The organism is Porphyromonas sp. KLE 1280, assembly GCF_000700805.1.
Classification (GTDB): Bacteria; Bacteroidota; Bacteroidia; order Bacteroidales; family Porphyromonadaceae; genus Porphyromonas; species Porphyromonas pasteri.
Map to the genome: position 1 here is coordinate 366,536 of NZ_KL362962.1, position 23,513 is coordinate 390,048.

19 protein-coding genes are annotated in these 23,513 nt (G+C 54.4%); 4 read left to right on the forward strand and 15 right to left on the reverse strand.

All coding sequences use genetic code 11. The features are described from left to right. Positions 1-7: 7 nt before the first annotated feature. The 4 genes from HMPREF1121_RS01450 to HMPREF1121_RS01465 form a co-directional block, all read right to left on the reverse strand. Entirely contained in the window at positions 8-616 is a 609-nt protein-coding gene (locus HMPREF1121_RS01450) for a DUF4290 domain-containing protein (RefSeq protein ID WP_044114346.1), read from the reverse strand. Between the two features lie 13 nt (positions 617-629). After that, positions 630-1,976 (reverse strand): glucose-6-phosphate isomerase, encoded by a 1,347-nt coding sequence (locus tag HMPREF1121_RS01455; protein ID WP_044114347.1) that lies wholly within the window; start codon positions 1,974-1,976, stop codon positions 630-632. A 269-nt stretch (positions 1,977-2,245) separates the two neighbouring features. Continuing rightward, on the reverse strand, positions 2,246-3,916 hold the full coding sequence (locus HMPREF1121_RS01460; RefSeq protein WP_044114348.1) for an AMP-binding protein: 1,671 nt from the start codon (positions 3,914-3,916) through the stop codon (positions 2,246-2,248). Positions 3,917-4,105: 189 nt separating this feature from the next. Beyond that, positions 4,106-5,572: a DUF3078 domain-containing protein gene (locus tag HMPREF1121_RS01465; protein WP_232223711.1), complete on the reverse strand. Its 1,467-nt coding sequence runs from the start codon at positions 5,570-5,572 to the stop codon at positions 4,106-4,108. Positions 5,573-6,060: 488 nt separating this feature from the next. On the opposite strand from HMPREF1121_RS01465, the gene HMPREF1121_RS01470 reads away from it, so the two are divergent. Next, positions 6,061-6,588 carry a gamma carbonic anhydrase family protein gene (locus HMPREF1121_RS01470; RefSeq protein ID WP_009433152.1) on the forward strand — a complete coding sequence of 176 codons (528 nt, stop codon included), beginning with the start codon at positions 6,061-6,063 and terminating at the stop codon, positions 6,586-6,588. A gap of 32 nt (positions 6,589-6,620) precedes the next feature. Beyond that, positions 6,621-8,039 (forward strand): C1 family peptidase, encoded by a 1,419-nt coding sequence (locus HMPREF1121_RS01475; protein WP_044114350.1) that lies wholly within the window; start codon positions 6,621-6,623, stop codon positions 8,037-8,039. An 87-nt stretch (positions 8,040-8,126) separates the two neighbouring features. On the opposite strand, the gene HMPREF1121_RS01480 is transcribed toward HMPREF1121_RS01475, so the two are convergent. Genes HMPREF1121_RS01480 through HMPREF1121_RS01500 form a run of 5 tightly spaced genes read right to left on the reverse strand, consistent with a single transcriptional unit; the run spans position 8,127 to position 13,074 of the window. Beyond that, positions 8,127-9,422 carry a 3-phosphoshikimate 1-carboxyvinyltransferase gene (locus tag HMPREF1121_RS01480; protein ID WP_044114351.1) on the reverse strand — a complete coding sequence of 432 codons (1,296 nt, stop codon included), beginning with the start codon at positions 9,420-9,422 and terminating at the stop codon, positions 8,127-8,129. Then, positions 9,419-9,919 (reverse strand): GAF domain-containing protein, encoded by a 501-nt coding sequence (locus tag HMPREF1121_RS01485; RefSeq protein WP_044114352.1) that lies wholly within the window; start codon positions 9,917-9,919, stop codon positions 9,419-9,421. Before HMPREF1121_RS01485 ends, HMPREF1121_RS01480 begins: the two co-directional genes overlap by 4 nt. A 34-nt stretch (positions 9,920-9,953) precedes the next feature. Beyond that, entirely contained in the window at positions 9,954-11,150 is a 1,197-nt protein-coding gene (locus HMPREF1121_RS01490) for a sensor histidine kinase (protein WP_084151889.1), read from the reverse strand. 21 nt (positions 11,151-11,171) lie between these two features. After that, positions 11,172-12,302: a DUF2891 domain-containing protein gene (locus HMPREF1121_RS01495; protein WP_084151891.1), complete on the reverse strand. Its 1,131-nt coding sequence runs from the start codon at positions 12,300-12,302 to the stop codon at positions 11,172-11,174. Between the two features lie 13 nt (positions 12,303-12,315). Next, on the reverse strand, positions 12,316-13,074 hold the full coding sequence (locus tag HMPREF1121_RS01500) for a polyprenol monophosphomannose synthase (protein ID WP_044114353.1): 759 nt from the start codon (positions 13,072-13,074) through the stop codon (positions 12,316-12,318). 1,112 nt (positions 13,075-14,186) lie between these two features. On the opposite strand from HMPREF1121_RS01500, the gene HMPREF1121_RS01505 reads away from it, so the two are divergent. Together HMPREF1121_RS01505 and HMPREF1121_RS01510 are read left to right on the forward strand one after the other, a co-directional pair. Further along, positions 14,187-16,046, forward strand: coding sequence for a 2-oxoacid:acceptor oxidoreductase subunit alpha (locus tag HMPREF1121_RS01505; RefSeq protein ID WP_044114354.1), 1,860 nt, complete (start codon positions 14,187-14,189; stop codon positions 16,044-16,046). Between the two features lie 4 nt (positions 16,047-16,050). Beyond that, positions 16,051-17,085, forward strand: a complete 1,035-nt coding sequence (locus tag HMPREF1121_RS01510; RefSeq protein ID WP_044114355.1) for a 2-oxoacid:ferredoxin oxidoreductase subunit beta — start codon at positions 16,051-16,053, stop codon at positions 17,083-17,085. An 86-nt stretch (positions 17,086-17,171) separates the two neighbouring features. Here the strand turns inward: HMPREF1121_RS01510 and gldN are convergent, their stop codons facing one another. The 6 genes from gldN to HMPREF1121_RS01540 are packed head-to-tail and all read right to left on the reverse strand — an operon-like array spanning position 17,172 to position 23,094. Next, positions 17,172-18,188: a type IX secretion system ring subunit PorN/GldN gene (gldN, locus tag HMPREF1121_RS01515; protein WP_044114356.1), complete on the reverse strand. Its 1,017-nt coding sequence runs from the start codon at positions 18,186-18,188 to the stop codon at positions 17,172-17,174. Positions 18,189-18,214: 26 nt separating this feature from the next. Continuing rightward, the gene (gldM, locus tag HMPREF1121_RS01520; RefSeq protein ID WP_044114357.1) at positions 18,215-19,762 is read right to left on the reverse strand and encodes a type IX secretion system motor protein PorM/GldM; all 1,548 of its coding nucleotides are present in this window, start codon (positions 19,760-19,762) and stop codon (positions 18,215-18,217) included. Between the two features lie 11 nt (positions 19,763-19,773). Continuing rightward, positions 19,774-20,412, reverse strand: a complete 639-nt coding sequence (gldL, locus tag HMPREF1121_RS01525) for a type IX secretion system motor protein PorL/GldL (protein WP_044114358.1) — start codon at positions 20,410-20,412, stop codon at positions 19,774-19,776. Between the two features lie 32 nt (positions 20,413-20,444). Next, on the reverse strand, positions 20,445-21,878 hold the full coding sequence (locus HMPREF1121_RS01530) for a T9SS ring complex lipoprotein PorK/GldK (protein WP_044114717.1): 1,434 nt from the start codon (positions 21,876-21,878) through the stop codon (positions 20,445-20,447). A gap of 17 nt (positions 21,879-21,895) precedes the next feature. Beyond that, positions 21,896-22,843 carry a type IX secretion system membrane protein PorP/SprF gene (locus HMPREF1121_RS08710; RefSeq protein ID WP_084151893.1) on the reverse strand — a complete coding sequence of 316 codons (948 nt, stop codon included), beginning with the start codon at positions 22,841-22,843 and terminating at the stop codon, positions 21,896-21,898. A gap of 29 nt (positions 22,844-22,872) precedes the next feature. Beyond that, positions 22,873-23,094 carry a DUF2795 domain-containing protein gene (locus HMPREF1121_RS01540; RefSeq protein WP_005467333.1) on the reverse strand — a complete coding sequence of 74 codons (222 nt, stop codon included), beginning with the start codon at positions 23,092-23,094 and terminating at the stop codon, positions 22,873-22,875. Positions 23,095-23,513 lie beyond the last annotated feature (419 nt).

Here is a 23,513-nt window from a genome sequence, read left to right on the forward strand (position 1 = left end):
GCTTGAATTATTTCTTCTTGGCCTTCTTGCTGTTGAGAGGCTTCTGGAGCTTACCTGGTTTGTCTATTGTGTTGGGGTTGATGTTGAGCTTGCAGTTCTCTGGAGTGAGGAGGATCTGACCATCGGAGAGCTCGAAGAGGTCCTTGAAGATTTTGATATCCTCGACGTTCCCTTGGTTCCATGTCATGTAGTCGCGCTTCATCTGCAGTGCGATGAAGTACTCAGCTGCAGCACGCTCGGGACCCATCTCCATAGCGCATACGCGCTGGATCATTCCTTCGATGAAGTGACCATAGTAGCGGTACTTGATGAAGTGGCCCGGATACTCGGGCTTCTGAGCTTCGTGCTGGATCGCCTCCTTGGTGATGGTCCCCTCGGGGTAGTCGACGTCGAGCTCGAAGTCGGCCATGATAGCGAGGTGATCCCAGTAGATGGTCTCCTTATCGATGCCTGCACCCTTCTCGGGTACGATGGCCTCCATGGAGCGTATGATACTGCGGGCACAAGCATTCCGCTCCTCACGCTCCTTGATCGTCTTACAGTGGGCTACCATATTTTGGATATGGCGGCCGTATTCGGGCAGAATGATGGTGGGCAGTTGATTGTTATATTCCATGTAGTGTGGAGTGTTACTTCAGACGAGCCTTGATAGCCTCGGTCTCTGCCTCGAAGCCAGGCTTCTCAAGTAGAGCGAACATATTCTTCTTGTAGGCTTCGACACCGGGTTGGTTGAAGGGATTGACCTCAAGCATGTAGCCACTGATACCGACGGCCTTCTCGAAGAAGTAGAAGAGCTGCCCGATGTAGTAGGCATCCAGCTTGGGGAGTACGATGCGGATGTTGGGGACACCACCATCGATATGTGCTACGCGTACACCGAGCTCAGCCATCTTATTGACCTCATCGACACGCTTGCCGGCGAGGTAGTTCAGGCCATCAAGGTTGGCTTCGTCTGACTCGATGCGTAGGGTAGTGTTGGGCTCAGCGATGCTGACGATCGTCTCGAAGATAGAGCGCTCGCCCTCCTGGATCCACTGCCCCATGGAGTGCAGGTCAGCAGAGAAGTCTACCGAGGCATTGAATATACCCTTATGGTCCTTCCCTTCGCTCTCACCATAGAGCTGCTTCCACCATTCTCCGATGTAGTGAAGGCGGGGATGGAAGTTACCGAGGATCTCGATCTTCTTACCAGCCTGATAGAGGCTGTTGCGAGCTGCAGCGTAGAGTGCGGAGGGGTTCTCTGCAAAGGGGACGGACTCATCGACAAGTGCCTTCATCTCGCGAGCACCGCGGACGAGCTCACGGATATCGAAGCCAGCTACGGCGATGGGAAGCAGACCGACGGGGGTCAGTACAGAGAAGCGACCACCGATGTCGTCGGGGATGATGAAGGTCTTATAGCCCTCCTTGTCTGCGAGAGTGCGCAGGGCGCCACGCGCCTTATCGGTGACGGCGATGATGCGCTCGCGAGCTTCTTCGCGTCCTACCTGCTCTTCGAGAAGCGCCTTGAGGATGCGGAAGGCGATAGCGGGCTCGGTCGTCGTACCGCTCTTGGAGATATTGATCAGACCGAAGCGCTTGTCACGGAGGAAGGCCACGAGCTCACTGAGGTAGTCCTCACCGATGTTGTGCCCAGCGAAGATCACCTGAGGAGCGGTGTGCTTCGTCTGATAGGCTTCGAAGGATGGGGTGAGTGCTTCGATGACAGCGCGTGCACCGAGGTAGCTCCCACCAATGCCGATGCTCACGACATAGTCGCAGCGCTCTTGCAGTCCACGGGCGGCCTCTTCGATGGATGAGAGTTGCTCTTCACTGATCTCACAGGGGAGGTTGATCCACCCTAAGAAGTCATTACCCAGCCCTGTGCCAGCGTGGAGCTGCTGTTGGTACTGGTTACTCTTTTCTTCCCATGCTTGGATACTCTGGGGTGTGACAGCGGTGTAGATCCCTGAGAGATCTAATGTAAGCGTCTTCATTTTCTCTATGCTTAATTCTATGTATTCACAATTTTGTGTATCGCCGAGACCTACTTGACGTAAGCCCGCGATGTCTCCTTCTCGTTGTGCCCATGACCTAAGTGGCGGAGACAACATGGATTTATGCAAAGATATGAAAAAGCCACTAAATTATACAGTTGCGTGGTCTATTTCTTGCATAAAAGAAGCACCTCCCATGCTCAGTCCTTAGACCAAGTATGGGAGGTGCGATTATCTCGCCTCCGAGGCGGGAGAGATGGACGTCGCTCCTACTTATATAGGTAGCGGCGAATGCTCTGCTTGGGAGTCTTCTCGAAGGGCTCGGTACGCAGCTCGAAGCGCTGGATCTTCTCGTAGCTACCGACCTGCTCGTTGAGAGCAGCGCGCTGGCTCTGGATAGCCTCCCATGCTTCGTCCAGCGTGATGCCTGCCTGCTCGATGAGCTGCATGTTGGGGACGATGAGTGCCTCCAGCTTCCCCTCGCGCATCAGTACGAGACTTTCCTGCACGTAGGGGAGGATACCGATCTTAGCCTCCAGCTCTTCGGGATAGATGTTCTGCCCGTTGCTACCGAGGAGCATAGCCTTGGAGCGACCACGGATGTAGAGGAAGTGGTCGCTATCCATCGTCCCGAGGTCCCCCGTGCGCATCCAGCCGTCTTCTGTGAAGAGTGCTGCCGTCTGCTCGGGGTTCTTGTAGTAGCCCATGCAGACATTCTCCCCACGCACCTGGATCTCACCGATCTCGGAGGCGGTGGTAGAGGGTGTCTGCTCGTCATTGAGAGGGGCGATACGCGCCTCCATATAGGGCTCGAGCACACGACCGCAGGAGCGTAGACGCCATTCCTCTGCTTCGATGAAGGAGATGAGTGGTGCACACTCCGTCATACCATAGCCCACGGTGATGGGGAAGCCAATGCGCTTGAGGAATTCGCCGACCTCGGGGTTGAGGGCTGCACCCCCGACGATCACCTGGCGGAATGCTCCGCCAAGGCCTTCGGAGAGCTGCTCGCGGATCTTGCGATAGACCACATTGCGCAGGATGGGTAGGGAGAGCATGAAGCGTACCTTGCGGCTCTTGAGTATGGGCTGAAGCGTATTTTGATAGATCTTTTCCAGGACGAGCGGTACAGATATGATGACCGTGGGGCGCACCTTCTTGAAGGCTACACCGAGGATCTTGGGCGAAGGGATCTTACCCAGCACGACGACATGGGTACCCGAAGCCATCGCGAGGAAGAGGTTGATCATGCAGCTGTAGACGTGTGCTATCGGGAGGAAGCACAGCAGGGTCTCCTTAGCGCGGATGATATTTCGCTCGATGCAGAAGGCGAGGTTCCCTGCGAAGTTATTTCCCGAGAGCATGACCCCCTTGCTGAATCCCGTCGTACCGGAGGTGTAGTTCAGTACGAGAAGCTCTTCATTCGGGGTGTGGTAGTAGCTGACATCCTCGGGGCGCATACCTGTGGGGTACTGCGCCTTGTGGTTAGCCTTGGCATCGGCGAACTGCTGTATAGCTTCGGGCGTGCCGTGGAGGATATGCCCCTCTTGGAAGTCCAGGATCGTAGATACTAAGGGGATGCCCTCTGGGCGCATGTTGCTCCACAGATTGCTATTGATCGCTAAGAGCTTCGACTCGGAGTGGTCGATGATCTGCATCGCATCAGCAGGAGGGAAGTCCTGTAGGATGGGTACGATCACCGCTCCATAGGTGATGACGGCTATGAAGAAGATCGCCCATTCGGCAGAGTCCTTGCCCATGAGAGCGACCTTGTCGCCACGCTGTAGCCCTTGGAGTCGGAAGAATTGGTGCCACTCGTCTATGGCTTCGGTCATCTGTCCGTAGGTATAGGTCTGTCCTTCGTAGTTGGACATCGCGGGCAGATCCCAGTGTTTCTTAAAGCTATCTTCGAAGAAGGATACTAAGTTCTTTGCTATCATTTCTTGAGTGGGGTGAGTCCCCCTGTTCTGGTAAACCTTTGGGCAAAGGTACGGCTTTTTGCTTAGACCTGCACACTTCTTCTGATTGTGAGCATGTGTAAGAGAGTAGCTCTCCCCATCACTGCTAAGCAAGCTGATGGGGAGGGCTACTTGGTATGGTGTGGAGGACGTCTTGTGGAGGACTCCAGCTCAGAGACGGTAGTTGAAGCCGAAGCTCAGGAGCTCATTGTACTGGAGGTGCTTATTCCATCCTGATGCGGGACGCACGGCATCGTCGTATCGGAGGTTGAGATTGAGGCGCGTGGAGAAGAAGCGCGTCAGCGCCATATCAAGCGTGTTCTCCCACTCGGCTTCGACCTGTTGGTACGAGGTATTGAAGTAGAGTCGAGAGGTCCAGGTGAGGTTCATGTTCACACGCCACTGCCAGTTCGCACGGATCGTGGAGCCGATACGTTGGTACCAGAGCTTGTCGGGGCTAAGGCCGTGACGTCCTAAGTCGATGTGGCTATCCTTTGTCGCACGGAAGGTGTAGGAGAGTGGAGCGACGTTGATCGAGAGGTCGAAGGAGCGGCCATAGACTCTTGTGGACTTCATCGAGTAGTCATACTTCATCCCGAGCCCTACGTTGATCGTGTACGGAGCGAGGAAGTCGGACTGCAGGCTGCGCTTATTCTCCAGATAGGAGTGGAGGAGCTGCGTGCGGAGCTCAGCGTCGATGGTATAGTACATCTTGTTCCAAGCCTTCAGACCGTAGTTGGATCGCAGGCGCAAGAGGTCATCTGCGATGCGGTAGCGATGCACGCTATCCTTCTCGGCATTGTAGACGTTCAGCTTGCTCTCTATCTCGTTGGTCCACTGGACACGTTCGGTGACGTAGCGTAGCCCGAAGTACGTCCTCATAAAGAGGTTGAGGTTGGAGGCACCGCCCTTGTACCAGTTGTCCGAGACATGATTCTGTGAGAACTGTATGCTACTCTCCAGTGCGGGGATCCAGTGGCGCTGCTGTAGGACCGACAGGTTGCGATCCTGGGGCAGCTGCAGCCCCAGCGTGGGCGTTTCCTTGGTGTATTCGGAGAGGGCACGCTCAGCGGATTCGAAGCTGGGACGTGTCAGCACGAGGGTCTTGGGCTTGGAGCTGAACTCTCGGCCACCGATACCACCTCTCAAGGGCAGGATGTGTGCAAGCATACGCTGGCGGAGTCCGTAGCTGTAGCTATTGAGTCCCGAGAGGTCGATAGGAAGGTGGTCTAAGGTCGGACCAGATGTCGGGGGGAGGAAGCTCAGCTCGGGGGCGGAAAGCTCAAGGCCGGTGCCCGAAACGGGTGAGAAGTCGAGCAGGCTCTTTGTCTTCTTCTTCCTCAGAGCGGGGCTGATGAAGGGGAGGGTAGACTGGTAGGGATTGGTCCCTCCCGCCTGATAGTACTGCAGGAGCTGCTGAGAGAGACTGGGGGCTACGGCGAGAAGCTCCAGGAGGAGAGGCGAAGAGACGGGAGTAGGGGTATAGTAGTCCGTCCCTTGAGCCACGAGGCTATCTAGGGCGAAGGCTTGGAGGGCGACCTCGTCGGTCGTAGGCTGTACCTGCTGTGCTGCCAGTCGGGGAGCCGCGAGGCTCATACTACTGAGGGTGAGGAGGAGTACGTGTCGTCGTATAAGCATTGTCTTCGTAGCATTGGCGCTCTTCATCGAGCGCTACAAAGGTAGTATAATAAGATGGGGTTATATTGCAGTGAGGGCATATCTCCTATGAGGGCCTCGCTATTACCCTTGACGGAGCGTTACTTCTCTCCTTGTGTAAAGCTTTATCTCTTCTTGCGGGAAGTTCGCAAGCTATAGTTCAAGAGCTTTGTCTATGTACGAAGTCTTAAGAACTACGTGCATGGATAATAGGCATCTCGTGCGTAGACTTTAAGACTACGTACATGGATTGAAGTATTTCCTAGTACCTCCTATAGGATATCTCCCAGGGAGGGAGAGAGCACGCTGCGCAGTTGATACTCTCCCTTGCGGTGATAGTTAAAGGAATCCTGCTCTGTAATTACGTTGTGGCGGGTAGGGGATAGGGAGCCCTGTGTGAGCTTTGTGAGATCTATCCTTTGCCCCAGGGATTCATTATCTTTGCGTAGCTAAGCAATAAAATAAGCATCATGGCATTCATACAGACTGTACGAGGCATCGCGCCTCAGATCGGTGAGGACTGCTTCCTCGCTGTCAACGCTACCATCGTCGGAGATGTCGTCCTCGGGAAGGGCTGCAGCATCTGGTTCAACTCCGTCCTCCGCGGTGACGTCAATTCCATCCGCATCGGCAACAACGTCAATATCCAGGACGGCTCTGTCCTACATACCCTCTATCAGAAGTCGACCATCGAGATCGGCGACAATGTCTCCGTGGGGCACAATGTCACGCTTCATGGCTGCCATATCCGTGACTACGCCCTCATCGGCATGGGATCGGTGGTGATGGATGATGTCGTCGTCGGCGAAGGGGCTATCGTAGCCGCAGGCTCGGTCGTCTTGTCCAAGACCATCATCGAGCCTTATACCCTGTGGGCAGGCGTGCCAGCTAAGCTCGTCAAGAAGGTCTCCCCCGAGCAGGGGCGTGAGCTGAATGAGCGCATCGCCAATAATTACCAGATGTACGCCTCGTGGTTTGACAAGGAAGAGAACCCCTAACCTCGCATACTTCAATAATTATCATAAGACCTATGAAATCAGTCCTAACGACTTCATTAGCCCTTCTTCTCTGCCTCGGCAGCTCTGCGACGGCACTGCACGCCCAGGCTTCGAAGGATGGTGCTATCACCCCCAAGCTCCTGGAGGAGCTTCGTCAGAGTGAGCCTAAGTCCTCTACCGAGAAGGCACTCCACAATGCCATCGCCGTACAAGGGATGCAGGACTTCTTCATCAACAATCAGCGCCCACGCTCGATCGAAGATAAGTTCTCCATCGAGGTGCAGAGCTCTGGTATTGCTGACCAGAAGCAGAGTGGACGCTGCTGGCTCTTCACGGGACTCAATGTCCTGCGCGCTCAGCTGATGACTCGCGAGAAGTCCGGCACGTTCTTTTTCTCGCAGAACTACTCCTTCTTCTGGGACCAGCTGGAGAAGTCCAATCTCTTCCTCGAAGGTATCATCGAGACACGCAAGCTCCCTGTCAACGATGCTAAGGTAGAGTGGCTCTTCAAGAACCCCATCAATGACGGTGGTCAGTTCACAGGTATCTCCGACAACCTCTATAAGTATGGTGTCGTGCCTGCTGAGGTCATGCCCGAGACTGCCTCGAGTAACAATACCAAGCTGCTGGGTAAGATGCTCGCACGTACGCTCCGTCAGACGGGGATCCAGCTGCGTAAGGCTTCTGAGAAGGGCGAATCACTCGCTCAGCTTCGCAAGCGTAAGGAAGATGGTCTGAAGAAGGTTTACCGCCTCCTGAGTCTCAACCTCGGCGTGCCACCGACTTCCTTCTCTTACACGCTCAAGGATAAGGACGGCAAGGCAATTTCTACCGAGACCTATACGCCTCAGTCCTTCTATGAGCGCTTCGTCGGTGCTGACCTCCGTGGCCAATTCGTCATGCTGATGAATGACCCCTCTCGTCCTTACTACAAGGTCTACGAGATCGAGTACGACCGTCACGCTTACGATGGGAAGAACTGGACGTATGTCAACCTCCCCATGGACGAGATCAAGCAGATGGCTATCGCTTCGCTCAAGGACAATACGATGATGTACTACTCCTGCGACGTCAGCCGTGAGCTGGATCGCTCTCAGGGTATCGCTGCTCTTGATAACTACGATTACGCTTCGCTCCTCGGCTATCCCTTCGATATGGACAAGGCTGAGCGCATCCAGACCTTCGATAGTGGCTCGACGCACGCCATGACCCTCAAGGCTGTTGACCTCGATGCTTCGGGTAAGCCCGTGAAGTGGAAGGTCGAGAATAGCTGGGGTGAGAAGTCTGGTGTCAAGGGCCATATCATCATGACTGATGCGTGGTTCGATGCCTATACCTTCCGTCTCGTAGTGAACAAGAAGTACGCTACGCAGAAGGTGCTTGACCTCTTGAAGACGAGGCCCGTACAGCTCCCCGCTTGGGACCCCATGTTCGCTCCTGATGCTCCCTAAGCTCTCGCACGGACATAATGTATAAAGCAGCGCCCCCTTAGCCACGTGCTAAGGGGGCGCTGCTTTGTTTGTCCTTGCCTACCACCTCTATTCGGTCTGCTGTATGATGCAGGTGGCGACTTCCTGCCAAAAGCCTGGGAAGCTCTTGGCTACCACCTCGGGCTCTTGCATCCGAAGCTTGGGAACACGAAGCGCAAGTAGCGCGAGTGCCATGGCTATGCGATGGTCTCCATGTGGTGAGAGTGTCGGTGCTGAGCCGTGAGCGGTGAGCGGTGTCTTGCCGTCCCAGCTGAGGCTATCGGGGCCAAGGGTGAGCTTGACTCCGAGCTTCGCCAGCTCGTCAGCAAGCGCTTGGAGGCGGTCAGACTCCTTGATACGAAGATGAGCTACTCCCGAGAGCATGAATGATTCACCTCGACCGACGAATGCTGCGACGACAGCAGGGACGAGATCGGGGCAGTCACTCATGTGCGCTGTGAAGTGCACGTGCTTGGCTTCCTCTGAGGTATGGCTGATGCATATCCCTGCTTCGGTCTTCTCGGTATGAACACCCAGCTGCTCAAAGAGCTGCACAAGATAGGCCGCATCCCCTTGCAGGGAGGGGAGCGTGAGTCCCGAGAGCTCAATGGTAGAGCCTACGGGCAAGAGGCTGAGGAGTGCATAGGCATAGGATGCTGCACTCCAGTCCGCCTCGTAGCCTCGATCAAGAGGCGATGTACTGCGGCTATCCTCTTCCTTCTTCCCTCGATAGCGGAAGAGCCCGCTGGACGCTTCCTCCCAGATGAAGCCTTGCTCTCGGAGCTGGGCTATGGTCATCAGCACATAGGGGCGAGAGGCAAGGCCATAGCGCCGTGTGTCGACCTCAAAGCCTGTGGGAAGCATTGGCGCAAGAAGTAGGAGGGCACTCAGATACTGAGAGCTGGAAGAAGCATCCAGCTCACAGCCCTGCCAGGTGAAGGTGCTGGGCTCGATGAGTAGCGGGGGATAGCCTTCATAGTTTAGGTAGCTGATCTTCGCACCTTGGCTGCGTAGCGCCTCTACGAGCGGAGCGATCGGTCGCTCATGCTGGCGCCCCGTCCCGAAGAGCCTCACGGGGCGCTGGGTGGTGACAGCAAGGTAAGCGCAGACGAAGCGCATCGCCGTGCCTGACTCCGATACACAGACCTCCTCCGCTCCCTCTTGGCAAGCACGGAGCGCAGCGTGAAGAGCTAAGATATCTTGTGGAGTACCTTCGGCAAAGTCGAAGTGGGGGAGCTTGCCACGAAGCGCGTCAAGAAGGAGGGCTCTCGCCCAAAGGCTCTTCGATGGTGGTAGTGTCCAGCGAAGGTGTAGGGGAGCTGCTGGATCTTGGTAGGAGCGTGTGAGGGATGAAGTGGACTTCACTGCTTCACCTTGGGGAATAGTGGAGCGAGGAGCAGAGTGATCCGCTCAAGCGCAGGGCTATCTACTTCCTCCGAGAAGTCCGAGAGCTGATCACTATCGATATCCAAGACGCCCACGATCTCTCCTGCGGTATCTCTCAGTGGTACGACGATCTCGGAGCGTGATGCGGAGGAGCAGGCGATATGCCCAGGGAAGGCATCTACATCGGGGACGACAAGCGTCTTTCCCGTGAGCCAACTTGTGCCGCAGACGCCTCGACCTCGTGCGATACGTGTGCAAGCAATATCCCCTTGGAACGGCCCAAGCACCAGCTCATCTCCCTCCACCAAGTAGAAGCCTACCCAGAAGAAGCCAAAGGCCCAGCGCAGTGCAGCGGCTGTATTGGCAAGATTTGCGATGAGATTAGTCTCCCGACAAGTGAGGCTTTGTAGCTGGGGATAGAGCTCTCGGTAGCGCTCTTCTCGAGAGGTCGCTTGGAGGTGGAGTTGCTCTGCCATCGTTGCTTCGTAATAATGGTGTCAGGGGTAGTGGTTACTCCATCTCGCGACGGAGCTCGATACGGAAGGTCGTGCCTACTCCCAGCTCAGAGTGCTTGACATAGATGTGCCCGCGGTGATAATCCTCGACGATACGGCGTGCCAGAGAGAGACCGAGCCCCCACCCACGCTGACGAGTCGTCACCCCAGGGCGGAAGATATTGCGATGCATCCCTCTGGGGATACCTCTACCCGTGTCGGTGACATCAATGTAGACCCACTGATCTTTGAGGATGTACTGGAGCGTGATCTTCCCCTTACCCTCCATAGCATCGACGGCGTTCTTGATGAGATTCTCGAAGACCCATGCCATGAGCGGCTCACTAAGCTTCACAACGATAGCTTCGTCCTGTGATGTAGGAGGGATGAGCTCTACCTGAGGAGAGATACGTGGCTGCATGTAGTGGATGGCACGCAAGACGACCTCTTGTAGGTCAGCCGACTTGAGGTTGGGAGACGAACCGATCTTCTGAAAGCGGTCAGCGATGATACCGAGGCGCTCGATATCCTTCTCCATTTCGTTGGTGACCATCTCTTCGGTCCCCGTGCTCTCAAGGTACTGCTTCCATGCCATGAGCGACGAGGTAGGAGTACCCAGCTGATGCGCTGTCTCACGAGCCAGTCCCTCCCAGATGCGGTTCTGGTCTGACTTCTTCAAGCTAACGAGAGCCACGATAGCGACACCAAGGAAGAGGAAGAAGACAGCGAGCTGAATGTAGGGGAAGATGTGTAGCTGCTGGAGGACCTTACTATCGGAATAGTAGAGGTAGAGCGGATCGGTAAGGCCCTCCATAATGATGGGAGGGTAGCCTGTGCGGAAGGCTGCTAGCTTCTGATAGAGGAATTTCTCCGTATCCTCCTTCGGTAGCTCAATATTATTGTAGCTGATGATGCGCCCCTCCTTGTCCGTGATGATGGTCGGGATAGAAGGGTTGGACTGGAGGATACGCGAGAGGTAGATGAGGGTGGTGTTGATATCGTTCGTCGTGGTGGCCTGAGTTGCATTAGCCCAGATCTCCATATTCAGACGCTCAGCCTCTGCCATACGAGTGACCAAGCGGTCTGATGCCCAGAGGGAGACGATGATGAAGATGATCGATGCGATGATCATCCCCGTGCGGACGTTGCTGTGTCTATTGAGCCATGCGCCTCCGCCGTGGGCCCACTGCTCTCCTATCTTACTGATGCGCATAGGTAGGGCGTATCCTTGAGCTTAGTGCTTGATCTTATTGGCCTTCATCACCTCCTCTGCGTAGCGGGCAAAAGTCGCCAGCCAGTGGTCACCACCATAGTCAGAGCGGAAGATCTGATCCATCCCGTGGGCATACATCTGAGCTGATGTACGAGCGAAGCGTGCCTTGAGAGGATGCCCCTGGGGCAGGTAGCCAGAGATGCGAGCCATCGTCCAAGCACGAGTATATGCAAGACCCACCAGATGCACGATGGTGTAGTCGGTGAGGTCGCTGACGACGGGCTTCTCGCAGAGGCGGTTGATGCCCTGTGGCGTGAAGTAAGTCGAGAGCCAGCGTACATACTCTCGCTGGGGGAGTACACGCGTCATCAGGTCTGCTACCATCAGCGTAGGGGAGAAGAAGTCAGTAGCATTAGGCTCCCATTCGGCTGGTGCCTTCTTGTCGCCGAGGTGGAGCTGACGCGCTTTGCCGATGAGGGCCTGCTCGAACTCCTTGTCGCCACGAGCACGGGCAAAGTCAATAGCAAAGGCGAGTGCGAAGGCGGAGTTGGAGTGTGTGCCGATGCGGTTGGGGTAGGTCATCTTAGGCAGGTAGGCCTTCCACTTTGCGACGATCTTGTCCGAGAGGATATCGACATGAGTAGCCCAGCTCTTAGCCTTCTCTTGCAGAGCCTTATCTGCACTATGCTCAGCGAGGTGATGTAGCTGTTCGCTGAGCTTTATAAGCCATGCCCAGCCATAGGTACGCTCATAGTTGCCCGAGAGCTTACGGTCAAAGTAAGCCGCTTCTCCACGCATCTTCTCCTCAGAGAAGTGCTCATCAAAGGCTGCGATGATCTCGCCTCGCGCAGAGATATCGGGGTAAGTCGATAGGATCTCGGCGAGCATCCAATGGCTATGTACGGAGCTGTGCCAGTCGAAGGAGCCGTAGAAAGCTGGGTGCAGGTCACGTGGAGTGAGGCGAGCATCGAGGCTGTCGAGGATATTGTGACTCGTCTTATTGGGATACTCCACGAAGATATTCTTCAGGGGCATCTTTATGAGGCGGAGTAGCTGATCCTCGGGAGCCTGCTGTGCCATGCTGAGGTCGGGAAGGACACAAGCCGTCAGGAGTACAAGCAGAGATCGCTTGCAAGCCTTGTGGAGCTGCATAGTGTATGGGGGGTTAGGCGTTGGTGCTGTGAGTATTCTTGTTGGGGAAGCCCTTGAAGCAGTGCCAGTAGCGGAGCTTGAAGACCCCGAGGAAAGCCTCCTTGAAGATCGAGGTATTCATCTTCGAAGTCCCCAGCACGCGATCCTCGAAGGTAATGGGTACCTCCTTGATCTTGAAGCCAAGACAGTAGGCGGTGTACTTCATCTCGATCTGGAAGGCATAGCCCTTGAAGTGTACTTCGGGAAGGACCATCGTCTCGAGTACTCGGCGACGATAGCAGACGAAGCCAGCCGTCGAGTCCTTGACAGGCATGAAGGTGATGAGGCGCACGTAGAGCGAAGCCCCATAGCTCATGAGGATGCGATCCAGCGGCCAGTTCTTCACGCGACCACCACGGGTATAGCGTGAACCAACGGCTACATCTGCTCCACCTTCGGCACATGCCTTATAGAGCTCTAGTAGCTTCATCGGGGGATGACTGAAGTCACAGTCCATCTCGAAGATATACTCGTAGTCGTGCTGTAGAGACCACTGGAATCCGGCGATGTAGGCTGTGCCGAGTCCGAGCTTGCCCGAGCGCTCCAGGAGATGTACCCGCCCAGGATATTCTGCTTGCTTCTCTCGTACGATGGCTGCGGTGCCGTCGGGTGATCCATCATCGACGATGAGCAGGTGGAAGGGCTGGGGGAGTGCTAGTACGGTGTCGATCATCTGGGCGATGTTCTCCCGCTCGTTGTAGGTGGGTATAATGACTATGCTATCGCTATTCATATTAGTATATGGGGATCGACTTCCTGCTGAGGTGGAGTCCAATTCCAAGCCTTTTTGGTCGATGTCCAAGGCAAAGATACCAAGATTTGGTTAGTCTTGGACTGAAAAAGTACGATGGACTTGGGGTGATCCTGTGATGAAGGCCGCTGTATTTGCTGAGGTCGTTTGATGCGTCGCTATTGAGTGGTGCTTCAAACCAATAGTGGTCTACGATCAAAGCAGTATTGGTGCAAGGGGCAAACCAATAGTGGTATGAGGGGTAAACCCGTATGAGACTGTTGCCGAGAGTACTGCCCTCTATTGTGTGTGCTACGACATCGCACGCCCAGCTCCCCGACATATCTCTCTGAAGTGCTACACAAGCCCTTCGCCTTATCGCGCGTATTCCTCTTATTCAGCGGAGGGAAAAGTGTCCTTCTCGTGAAGGAAAAAGCGCCATCACGTAGTGGTTTTCCTCTGTCTATGTACGTAGCCTTAAAGACCAGGCACGTAAATCTAAATATCCACGTACGTAGATATTAGAGCCACGTACGTAGCCCAAACTTATCTGCCACTCGTCCGCAATTTTTTATCCCTACGCAGAGCAACAACCTAATATAGCTCTACCCACGTACTCATATAGGTTCGCCCGCTGACCACTATTGGTTAGAAACAGCCCCCAGTAATAGGGGAGGGTATCCCTTATGAATTGGGGCTTAGAGCCTGAAGGAAGGAGGGGCTTAATGAGCCAATGTATAATGAGCTGTCGCTAATTTAATGATCTCTTTTCCTCACTTACAGTCCCTGCTTTAAGGTGTTTAAGAACTATTGGAGGCTGCTCTCTAATAGGGATACCCGAAGCTCTCTGCTGGCTAGTCAGTCTGTAGCTGCTATCGCCTTGTGAAGGAGGGGATGCATCTCCTATGCTTATGAAAGTAATTAATTAAGTAGGGGTTTGGTGGGGTGTACTTTATTCGTTAGCTTTGCTTTGCATTTGCAGAACAAAATAAGCAATGGTAGCGCGGCATGTCCTCTATCACTAACGGTACTATTCCTCACCAGAAGACACAACCTCCCATGGGTGGCTTTGGCCGTGCTAACATACGTATTATATAATTTGTAGTAGTAAAGCTATGGACGAACAGAAAGCGGTCAAAACCCTTAAAGACATCGTGATCCGCTTCTCCGGTGACTCGGGGGACGGTATGCAGCTCACAGGGACGATCTTCTCTGACCTCTCCGCCATGACGGGGAACACCATCTCGACACTCCCCGACTTCCCCGCTGAGATCCGCGCCCCACAGGGTACCCTGAGTGGTGTATCTGGATATCAAGTCCAGATCGGCTCTCGCTCGGTACGTACTCCAGGTGAGAATGCGGATATTCTTGTGGCGATGAATCCTGCCGCTCTTAAGGTTAGTGTTAAATACCTTAAGAAGGACTCGATCATCATCATCGACACAGACTCCTTCTCCGCCAACGACCTGCGTAAGGCTGAGTTCCTGACTGAAGATCCCTTCGAAGAACTCGGACTGAAGACTCAGCAGGTCATCCCTGCTCCGATCTCTTCGATCGTGAAGGAAGGTCTTAAGGACTTTGGCCTCGACGCTAAGTCTGCCCTCCGATGCAAGAACATGTTTGCTCTTGGGCTCATCTGCTGGATCTGTGATCGTCCTCTTGGCCCCGCAGAGCAGTTCCTTGACCGTAAGTTCGGTAAGAAGCCTCAGCTCCGTGATGCTAACATCGCATCGCTGAACCACGGCTTTGACTTCGGTGCTAATACCCACGCTTCTGCCAGCATCTTCCGCATCGAAACGCAGAAGCCTGTACCAGGCCGCTACCTTGATATCAATGGTAACAAGGCTACAGCTTACGGGCTTATCGCTGCTTCTGAGCAAGCTGGTCTCGAACTCTTCCTCGGTAGCTATCCTATCACTCCTGCTACGGATATCCTCCATGAGCTCGCTAAGCACAAGGCTCTTGGTGTGAAGACCGTCCAGGCAGAAGACGAAATCGCTGGTATCTGTACTGCTATCGGTGCTTCGTTTGCTGGTGACCTCGCTGTGACGACTACCTCTGGTCCTGGTCTTGCCCTGAAGAGTGAAGCTATTGGTCTCGCTGTGATGGCTGAGCTTCCTCTGGTCATCATTGACGTACAGCGTGGTGGTCCTTCGACAGGTCTTCCTACGAAGAGTGAGCAGACCGACTTAATGCAGGCACTCTATGGCCGCAACGGTGAAGCTCCTATCCCCGTCCTCGCTGCGACGACACCTGATACTTGCTTCCTCTATGCCTACTGGGCTGCTAAGATCGCCGTTGAGCATATGACCCCAGTTATCCTACTTACGGATACCTTCGTCGCTAACGGCTCTTCTGCTTGGCGAATCCCCGACCTCCACGAGTTGCCTACTATCGAGCCTAACTACGTATCTAAGCTCCCCGAAGGTGCTGCTGAAGGCTGGCGTCCTTACTTCCGCAACCCCGAAACAAAGGTTCGCTACTGGGCTGTACCTGGTACCCCAGGCTTTGAGCACCGTCTCGGTGGTCTTGAAAAGAACTTCACAACTAGTGCTATCAGCACGGACGCTGCTAACCATGCCCTCATGGTCAAGACTCGTCAGGAGAAGATTGACTACATCTCTAATGAGCTCCCTCTCCTTGAGGTCGAAGGCGATCAGGATGCCGATACACTGATTGTCGGTTGGGGAGGTACCTACGGGCACCTCTACGAAGCTTCCCATAAGGTACGTGAGCAGGGCTACAAGATCGCTCATGCCCACTTCGCTTTCATCAACCCTCTGCCTAAGAATACGGAGGAGGTACTGCGCCGTTACAAGAAGGTCATCGTCGCTGAACAGAATACGGGTATGTTCGCTCGTCACCTGCGCGGTCTGATTGACAACTTCGTGCCACGTCAGTACAACGAGGTGACCGGCCAGCCCTTTAGCCTCTCTCACTTAGTCGAAGAATTCATCAAACTTATCGAAGAATAGCCCTATGGAAACGAATGCAAACCCAGTGAAGTTAGACGCTAAGAGCTTCAAGAGCGACCAGTACGTACGCTGGTGTCCTGGCTGTGGTGACCATGGTGTCTTGGCTACTCTCCAGAAGTCTATGGCCGAGGTGGGTATCTCGACCGAGCAGACAGCAGTCATCTCGGGTATCGGGTGCTCCTCACGTCTGCCCTACTATGTGAACGCCTACGGCTTCCACACGATCCACGGGCGTGCTGCTGCTATCGCTACTGGTCTTAAGACCGCTCGCCCCGACCTCTGTGTATGGATTGCTACCGGTGACGGTGATAGCCTCGCTATCGGTGGTAACCACTTCATCCACGCTATCCGTCGTAATGTAGACCTCAACTTCATCCTCTTCAACAACCGTATCTATGGTCTGACGAAGGGGCAGTATTCACCTACCTCTGAGCGTGGCTTCGTATCAAAGAGCTCGCCCTTCGGTACGGTCGAGGATCCCTTCATCCCGGCGGAGCTTTGCTTCGGTGCACGCGGTCGCTTCTTCGCTCGCTCATTGGATATCGATATGAAGCTCCTCGGGCAGTGTATGGTAGCAAGTGCTCAGCACAAGGGTGCCGCTGTCGTCGAAGTCCTGGTGAACTGTGTGATCTTCAATGACGGTGTACATAAGGGCGTAGCTCAGCGTGATACGCGTGAAGACCGCTCCATCGTACTCCGCCATGGCGAGAAGATGATCTTCGGTAAGGAGAAGAATAAGGGTCTCGTCCTTGATGGCCTTCGCCTGAAGGCCGTGACCATCGGCGAAGATGGCTACACGCTGGATGATGTCCTGACGCACGATGCTCACGAAGTCGATCCTACCCTCCACACGATGCTGGCGATGATGGGTACGAGCGATGATATGCCTGTAGCCTTCGGTGTCATCCGTGACGTCGAGGATATTTGCTATGATCAGGCTGTCACGCAGCAGATCGAGGAGGTCCGTGCTCAGAAGCCCGGTATCCGTAAGCTTGAAGATGTCCTGATGAAGGATGCCTATTGGGAAGTAAAGGAATAAGCTACTAAGGCTTATCCTCCGCTATAAGACAGCGCCCCCTCTCCACGATGGAGAGGGGGCGCTGTCGCTTTTTGTGTGGGGTCGGCTTAGTAGCCTCTACCTCGCGCTGAGCGAGTGATAGGTGTCGAGGATGACTTACTGGTAGAGCTGGCACTGCTATCTGAGGTAGGCTGGCTCTTGGACTTAGGCTTGTTTCCCTTCTTGGGAGACTGCTTCGGCTGATGTAGCGTGCTGTCGGGGAGATAGAGCTGCTCCTGGAAGTCTGATAGCTCTCGCTCGATATGCTCTTGCGCTTTCTTCTGGGCTTCAGAGCTCTGGTACTCTTGGGATAGCGTACGTCCACGTAGGTTCTCCGTCTTGACTATCTCCCCCTTGTAGAGTCCCAAGCGGAAGAAATCAAATAGCGTACCTCGATAGGCGCTGTTTCCCTCACTTAGTGGGATGAGTCCACTCTGTAGGTAAGGAGCCAGGTCACTGTACTTAACCCAGAAGAGAGGGAGGCGTAGCTCCCCATAGTCGCCTATACCAGAGAGGATGGGGCATAGGGCTTCTACTTGCGTCGAGTAGGTAGAGGTCCCTTCATCGAAGATATGTGCTTCCTTGATGTAGTATCCCTTGATTTCGCTGGATGGGATGCTTTGAGGATCTCCTTCGATATAGCTGATGTGGAAGCGCTCTACAAAATCGTTGAAGCTTAGGTGATGGGCCTCATCGAAGCGCTCGGGACCATCAAGGTATTCATATACGGGGAGTCTACCAGCTGCATAGAGCTGGAAGACCTGTGCGAAGAGGTTTGCCTCTCGCTCAGTAGCTATTTCGGGGCTATAAAGCGGAGCATTAGCAGGCTGCATAAGGTCGAGAGCTCGGTAGATCCCTCGGCGCCAAGCGACCTGATCTGTCGTGATGGTGTCGGAGGATAGGAAGGCCTTAGCGCGCTCAGTGAGTCCTTGATTAGTGGCTTGCTCTACTGCTTTCTTTTTCTCTCGTCGCTCCGTCTGCTGAGTGCCCTTGCGTACGATAGGGGTACGAGGTGTATCTTGAGCAGAGAGCCCAAGTGAGGAGAGAAGAAGGGATGAGAGGAATATAGTGGTTGTTCGCTTCATTGCTTTCGTAGGATAGGTGGGCTTGTCTATGCGATGATAAGCTCAAGAGAGGGAAGACGACGCTCGACGCCATCAGGGCCTCGAGCGATGATGTCTGTGATGAAGAGGCGACGTCCGTGGGGGGTATTTTGGATGAGGCGTATCTGCCGGTCGGAGAAGTTTGCCCCTTGAGAGGATTCGGGGAGCGCATTGCCCAGAGCATCGAAGGCTAAGAGCTGGAAGCGCAGTACGCTGTAGTTGATATCAAGGAAGGAGTCATCAAGGGCTGCGCGGACACCACCTGAGGCAAGTAGAGAGTTCTTTGCTATGCGCCCTCCCTTGAATCGGGTGCTTCCGCTCCCCATGCTGATACTGAGATAGGGCATCGGGTCGGGGAGGCTACGTACTCGGAGCTTCGTCTGAGCTACGGGCTGGCTCTTTCCTCCGACGTTGGCTGTCACGGATATGATGACTTCGCTCCCCGCCTTTGTCGGATGAGCGATCCATAGATCTCCCTTTCGGATGAGCCTGCCTGAGGAGCTGGTCGCTGTGATATCCTGGAGTGGAATGCCTGGGACGGCTATTTGAATGGGGTTGTCAATCCCTGCATAGAGTACATTCATCATCGTGGGAGCGATGGTGGCTGTTGGCTCGATCACCGTGTAGCTACTCTCAAAGGGGCTGCGTACGATCGTCCCATCATTCAGCTCAGCCTCTATATGTCCTTTGATCGGGAAGGTGCCGGTCGATGGTGTCGCTAAGCTAACCCTTCCAGCCGAAGAGGAGGGCAAGGCATTCCCTTGGAGGTAGATTTTGGGGTGCTTCGTCGTGTCAATGCTGCTGAGTACGATGGCGGCTTGGTAAGGGACTCCGCGTAGGATAATACGGCTGTCTGGGATGACTTGGGCAGTGAGTTTATTGGAGCGATAGTCCGAGGCTCCTATGCTGCGTAGCAGTTTGCTGAGTGTCTCGCCCTCGACATAGCGTAGACTATTCTGCAGCTGGGTGAGCTGAGTGATAGCGGCTATGGCTGGCATGCTCTCAAAGCACTCTTCTTCCCAAGTCTTCCCTTCTCGCCCCTCAGGAGTGCTAAGGCGAGAGAGTATCTTGCCCTCAGAGTTGGCTGATTTCAGTAGGCTCCCTACCCAGGAGGTATAGCTATTGAGATGCTTGCGTAGCTCCTTCCCCTTGGGGTGAATGGGGGCAAGTAATACGACAGAGGCTGCTGATAGATTGTCTCGATGCTGTAGAGAATCGGGGGATGCACCGCGCCCATCAGCTTCGGTGGCAATGGCTTCCTTCAGCTGCTGGAGGTACTGATAGAGTGAGTCCGTGCGTCGCTGTAGCTCTTGGCTCTGCTTGTAGTACATGCTTGCCTTCGCAGGATTGGTGCTGAAGGCAGCTTGCATGTCCGAGGCTAAGCGCCCATTCTGAGCCTCACTGGCCGCTGTCGCTTGGCGCAGCTCTCCCTCCACTTTGCTGAAGCCATCGAGTACCTCAGGTGATACATTGAGTGCCATCATTGCGATGAAGACAATGTACATGAGGTTGATCATGCGCTGTCTATTGGGATTGCTACCAGTACCTACTGCCATGCTGAGGTGGATTACTTCGTGTGAGTCGGTTCGTCAGCCCCTGAGGAGAGTGAGCTGTTGGGGGTATTCATATTCACCGTCAGGGCCTGTAGCATGCGCGCATAGGCTGCATTGAGCTGCTCCAGCTGGCTGATGAGACGCTCATTCTGCTGGCGAAAGGTCGAGCTATCCTTAGCACCAGCCTCGTACATGGTATGCATGTGCTGTAGGTCTGCGCTGATGCGTTCGATGTTCTCCAGCTGAGCTTTGAGCTCCTTGACTTGGCGCGCATAGATGGCATTGAGCTCCGTGATATTGCTTGTCAAGGTATCGGTATCTCCCTGCCCTCGCTGTGAAAGGTCTGTGGACGTGACTAGCAGTTGGTGCTGCTGATATGGGATAGCTGAAGGTGGATATGCTTTTTCTGAGTACTCCGATCCCTTGCTACCTATCTCAGGGCGTTCAAAGCCCGAGATGAAGAAGACGGCAAACTCAGTGAGCATGCTCACAAGGAGGATCTCATCGCCATAGCGTATGTGAAGGAGCTTGAAGAGTGCGCCTAAGATGACGAAGGCTGCTCCCCAAGAGTAGAAATAGTTGAGTATACGCTTCCCTCGCTGGCTGGCGAGGAAGTGCTCGAGACGACGTATAGGGCTAAGGCGCTTGGACATAGGTGGGTGACTTAACACAAGATAGGAGCTAACTACTTACTGAACTCGACAGCCGAGCGTACACAGCGGAAGCCTATGTAGGAGTGTGCTGAATTTTGTGGAGCCTTCGTGCGATTGTTGGCGCGTATATAGCGGGCTATATCCTTCCAAGATCCGCCCTTGATGACCTTGAGCGTGCGGTCGATACTGTCCTTATAGTCTGCCTGATAGGATAGCTCGGGGTTTACATCATTGATGAGCTTGAAGCCAGCAGGAGTCCAAGTCGTGCTGGTCCATTCAGCCACATTACCAGCCATGTCAAAGAGCCCAAAGTCATTGGGTGGGTAGGAGGATACGCGTGCCGTGATCAGATGCTTGTCAGCTGTATAGTCACCGTCGCCAGGCTTGAAGTTGCCCACGAAGCATCCGTCACATGAGCGCACCTCGGCATTGCCCCAGGGGTAGCTGATGCTTGAGTTACCCATTCGTGCAGCATATTCCCATTCGGCTTCGGTCGGGAGGCGGAATTCCTCTACGATCTGACCCTCGGGGAGCTTGAGGCCCTTCTTGTAGGAGATGGTGCGCCAAGCGCAGTAGGCCTGCGCTTGCTCCCAAGTGACTCCCACGACAGGGTAGTCATTATATCCAGGATGGTTGAAGTACTTGGTGGTATAAATGGCATTAGTTGACTGAGGAAAATCATTGACCCAGACGGTCTCGTCGGGAAGGACGGGTACGATATAGGTACTGAGGAAGTCATACTCGCTACGCAGCGGACGGGTGAGCGTCTCGCGGACGATCTTGCCAGAGGTGTCTATGTAAGCCGTGTCCTTGGATATGAGGACGGTCTCGGGTCGCTTCTTCTCCCATTGTGGATTGCCCTGTGCTTGGCGTAGCTGGTTGCGCCATAGGGCCGCCGCACGATGGTCATAGCGCTCGTAGCGGTAGTAGAGCTGCGTAGGATCCAGCTTCTTCTCTCCTGTGACAGGATTGGTGTAGTAGATACTTTGCAGGGCGCGTAGCTCTTCCTCTGTAGCTCGCTTCTCCGAGGGAATGGGGCGGCTCCAGTCCAGATGAGGTGTGGTGGGCTCTCCATCTTTGTCTTCTGTGATCTTGTAGCTCTCGTCACCACCATAGGCGGGGTCTGCTAAGCGCTCACGTAGTATCGAGTCTCGTACGTAATATACGAATTGGCGATACTGCGCATTCGTCACCTCGGTACGATCCATCCAAAAGGCTTCGACTGATATGCCTCGGCTCACGGCAGGCGTTCCCCAGAGACTGTCAGCCTTAGCTTCTCCAAGAAGTACATGCCCGCGGGGAATGTGCACCATCCCATGCGGAGCTGGCTCATTCCACGATGCTAAGCGAGCGGTAGCTACTCCTCCCATGGATGTGGGATGTGAGGAGCCACAGGAGCAGACTGCAGAGCATAGGATGAAGGCGGTACTAAATTGGGTAAGTCGAAGTAGTAAGGGTTGGGTCATGAGCATTGTATCATTTCTCAGAGCAGCCGAATACTCTTGTATCGGGGCTCTGTGTGCTTAGTTCTCCCATGAGGGAGTGTATAGCCGAGGAGTAGCTCGTGGTAAAAGCTACTTGATCGGGTGGAGCGCTCGACTTGATAGCCGAGGGATAGCTCTCCGAGGCGAAGGCGGGTGTGAAGACCAAGAGCTTCGCCTTGGCGATAGGAGCTACCGAGGGCAATGCGAGCGTGGTACCATAGCGTACCTCGTACCTCCGATCGCCACTTCTCATCTTGGCTATAAGAGCCCCAGATGGCAGGGACAAAGGCCCAGGCTACAGCCGAGCCTATGTGGTAGCTAAGTGTGGCACTGTAGCGCGGAGGCAGCTGCGCTATATAGCGCTCACCGATGCGAGTGTGCACTCCGAAGAGGTCAGTCACAGCAATACCCGCAGAGAGGCGCTCTCCATAATACTGTAGGCCTAAGCTAAGACCGAGTGCCTTACCCTCGCTCTTTGTCGTAGGGAGCTCACTATTGGTGATACCTTCTTCAAGGGCTTTCTTCCCATCGAAGGTAAGACGGTGCAGCGCACCTTCCACACCTAATTGTAGGCGCTTCCCCTCGGATAAGGGTAGGCAAGCGCTCCCTCGTAGGGAGAAGGTCGAATGCTCCCACAGGTCTTGCTGGTGGTGTAGGAGCTGAGCTCCCACTACATGGCGCCCACCGAGGAGCTCCAGAGGTAGGTCTGTAAGGAGTAGGTAGTAGCTGTGTCGATGGTCTTCTCTTCCCCACAGGCCTGCGATTTGTCCTGTACCCAGAGGGGCTAAGGCTGCAGGATTGTAGTAGCCTAAAGCTTCATCCCACTGGCGAACTAAAGGGCGTGACTGGGATGCGACTGGCTGCGCTGAGAATAAAAGAAGGGCAAGACAACCCACGAGACCGAGGTCTCTACGCCTACGACCATAGGTGAAGGTTGTCTTGCCCATCGGATTTATAGCCTCCGAAGTGAGGCTGACTAATATTCTTCTTCGTCGAAGAAGAAGTCTTCCTTACTTGGGTAGTCGGGCCAGATATCTTCGATGGATTCGTATAGCTCGCCCTCATCCTCCATTTCCTGGAGGTTCTCAATGACTTCGATGGGGGCGCCAGAGCGCTGGGCGTAGTCGATGAGTTCGTCACGGCTTGCGGGCCATGGTGCATCTTCGAGCTTGGATGCCAGTTCTAATGTCCAGTACATAGCTGATTGGTTTGTGTATAAGTCGTTATGTGCTTAGCGAATATCAGCCGCAAAAATACGAATTATTCATTAGGTAGCCTATGGATTAGGCTACGATACCAAAATACTAACTATTCCGCTGCTTCCCACCGTGATTTTACTCTTCCTCCCCTCACATTATCAGGTGTTTCGACGTCAGAGAGCACACGCTTGGGGATCCCTCTATTTGTGGTAAGTGAAGCTCGTCGGGAGTGGCCCTATGAAGGGGGAAATCAACCAGTACTGGTCAGCGAGCGAACCAGTACTGGTCACCTATGCCTACCAGTACTGGTCGAAGTCGTGACCAGTACTGCTCCGCGCAGTGATCAGTACTACTTCGTTTTTATAGGTATAGAGCTTCGGAGTAGCTCTCTCTCTATGAGACTACTCTGATGGCTTGA

Excerpts from the sequence above, each read along its gene's own strand:
- HMPREF1121_RS01470 (WP_009433152.1), top strand. The coding sequence starts at position 6,061 with ATGGCATTCATACAGACTGTACGAGGCATCGCGCCTCAGATCGGTGAG.
- gldM (WP_044114357.1), bottom strand. The coding sequence starts at position 19,762 with ATGGCAGTAGGTACTGGTAGCAATCCCAATAGACAGCGCATGATCAAC.
- HMPREF1121_RS01500 (WP_044114353.1), bottom strand. The coding sequence starts at position 13,074 with ATGAATAGCGATAGCATAGTCATTATACCCACCTACAACGAGCGGGAG.
- HMPREF1121_RS01460 (WP_044114348.1), bottom strand. The coding sequence starts at position 3,916 with ATGATAGCAAAGAACTTAGTATCCTTCTTCGAAGATAGCTTTAAGAAA.
- HMPREF1121_RS01485 (WP_044114352.1), bottom strand. The coding sequence starts at position 9,919 with ATGGCAGAGCAACTCCACCTCCAAGCGACCTCTCGAGAAGAGCGCTAC.
- HMPREF1121_RS01450 (WP_044114346.1), bottom strand. The coding sequence starts at position 616 with ATGGAATATAACAATCAACTGCCCACCATCATTCTGCCCGAATACGGC.
- HMPREF1121_RS01465 (WP_232223711.1), bottom strand. The coding sequence starts at position 5,572 with ATGCTTATACGACGACACGTACTCCTCCTCACCCTCAGTAGTATGAGC.
- HMPREF1121_RS01540 (WP_005467333.1), bottom strand. The coding sequence starts at position 23,094 with ATGTACTGGACATTAGAACTGGCATCCAAGCTCGAAGATGCACCATGG.
- HMPREF1121_RS08710 (WP_084151893.1), bottom strand. The coding sequence starts at position 22,843 with ATGGGCAAGACAACCTTCACCTATGGTCGTAGGCGTAGAGACCTCGGT.
- gldL (WP_044114358.1), bottom strand. The coding sequence starts at position 20,412 with ATGTCCAAGCGCCTTAGCCCTATACGTCGTCTCGAGCACTTCCTCGCC.
- gldN (WP_044114356.1), bottom strand. The coding sequence starts at position 18,188 with ATGAAGCGAACAACCACTATATTCCTCTCATCCCTTCTTCTCTCCTCA.
- HMPREF1121_RS01455 (WP_044114347.1), bottom strand. The coding sequence starts at position 1,976 with ATGAAGACGCTTACATTAGATCTCTCAGGGATCTACACCGCTGTCACA.
- HMPREF1121_RS01530 (WP_044114717.1), bottom strand. The coding sequence starts at position 21,878 with ATGACCCAACCCTTACTACTTCGACTTACCCAATTTAGTACCGCCTTC.
- HMPREF1121_RS01490 (WP_084151889.1), bottom strand. The coding sequence starts at position 11,150 with ATGCGCATCAGTAAGATAGGAGAGCAGTGGGCCCACGGCGGAGGCGCA.
- HMPREF1121_RS01505 (WP_044114354.1), top strand. The coding sequence starts at position 14,187 with ATGGACGAACAGAAAGCGGTCAAAACCCTTAAAGACATCGTGATCCGC.
- HMPREF1121_RS01510 (WP_044114355.1), top strand. The coding sequence starts at position 16,051 with ATGGAAACGAATGCAAACCCAGTGAAGTTAGACGCTAAGAGCTTCAAG.
- HMPREF1121_RS01495 (WP_084151891.1), bottom strand. The coding sequence starts at position 12,302 with ATGCAGCTCCACAAGGCTTGCAAGCGATCTCTGCTTGTACTCCTGACG.
- HMPREF1121_RS01475 (WP_044114350.1), top strand. The coding sequence starts at position 6,621 with ATGAAATCAGTCCTAACGACTTCATTAGCCCTTCTTCTCTGCCTCGGC.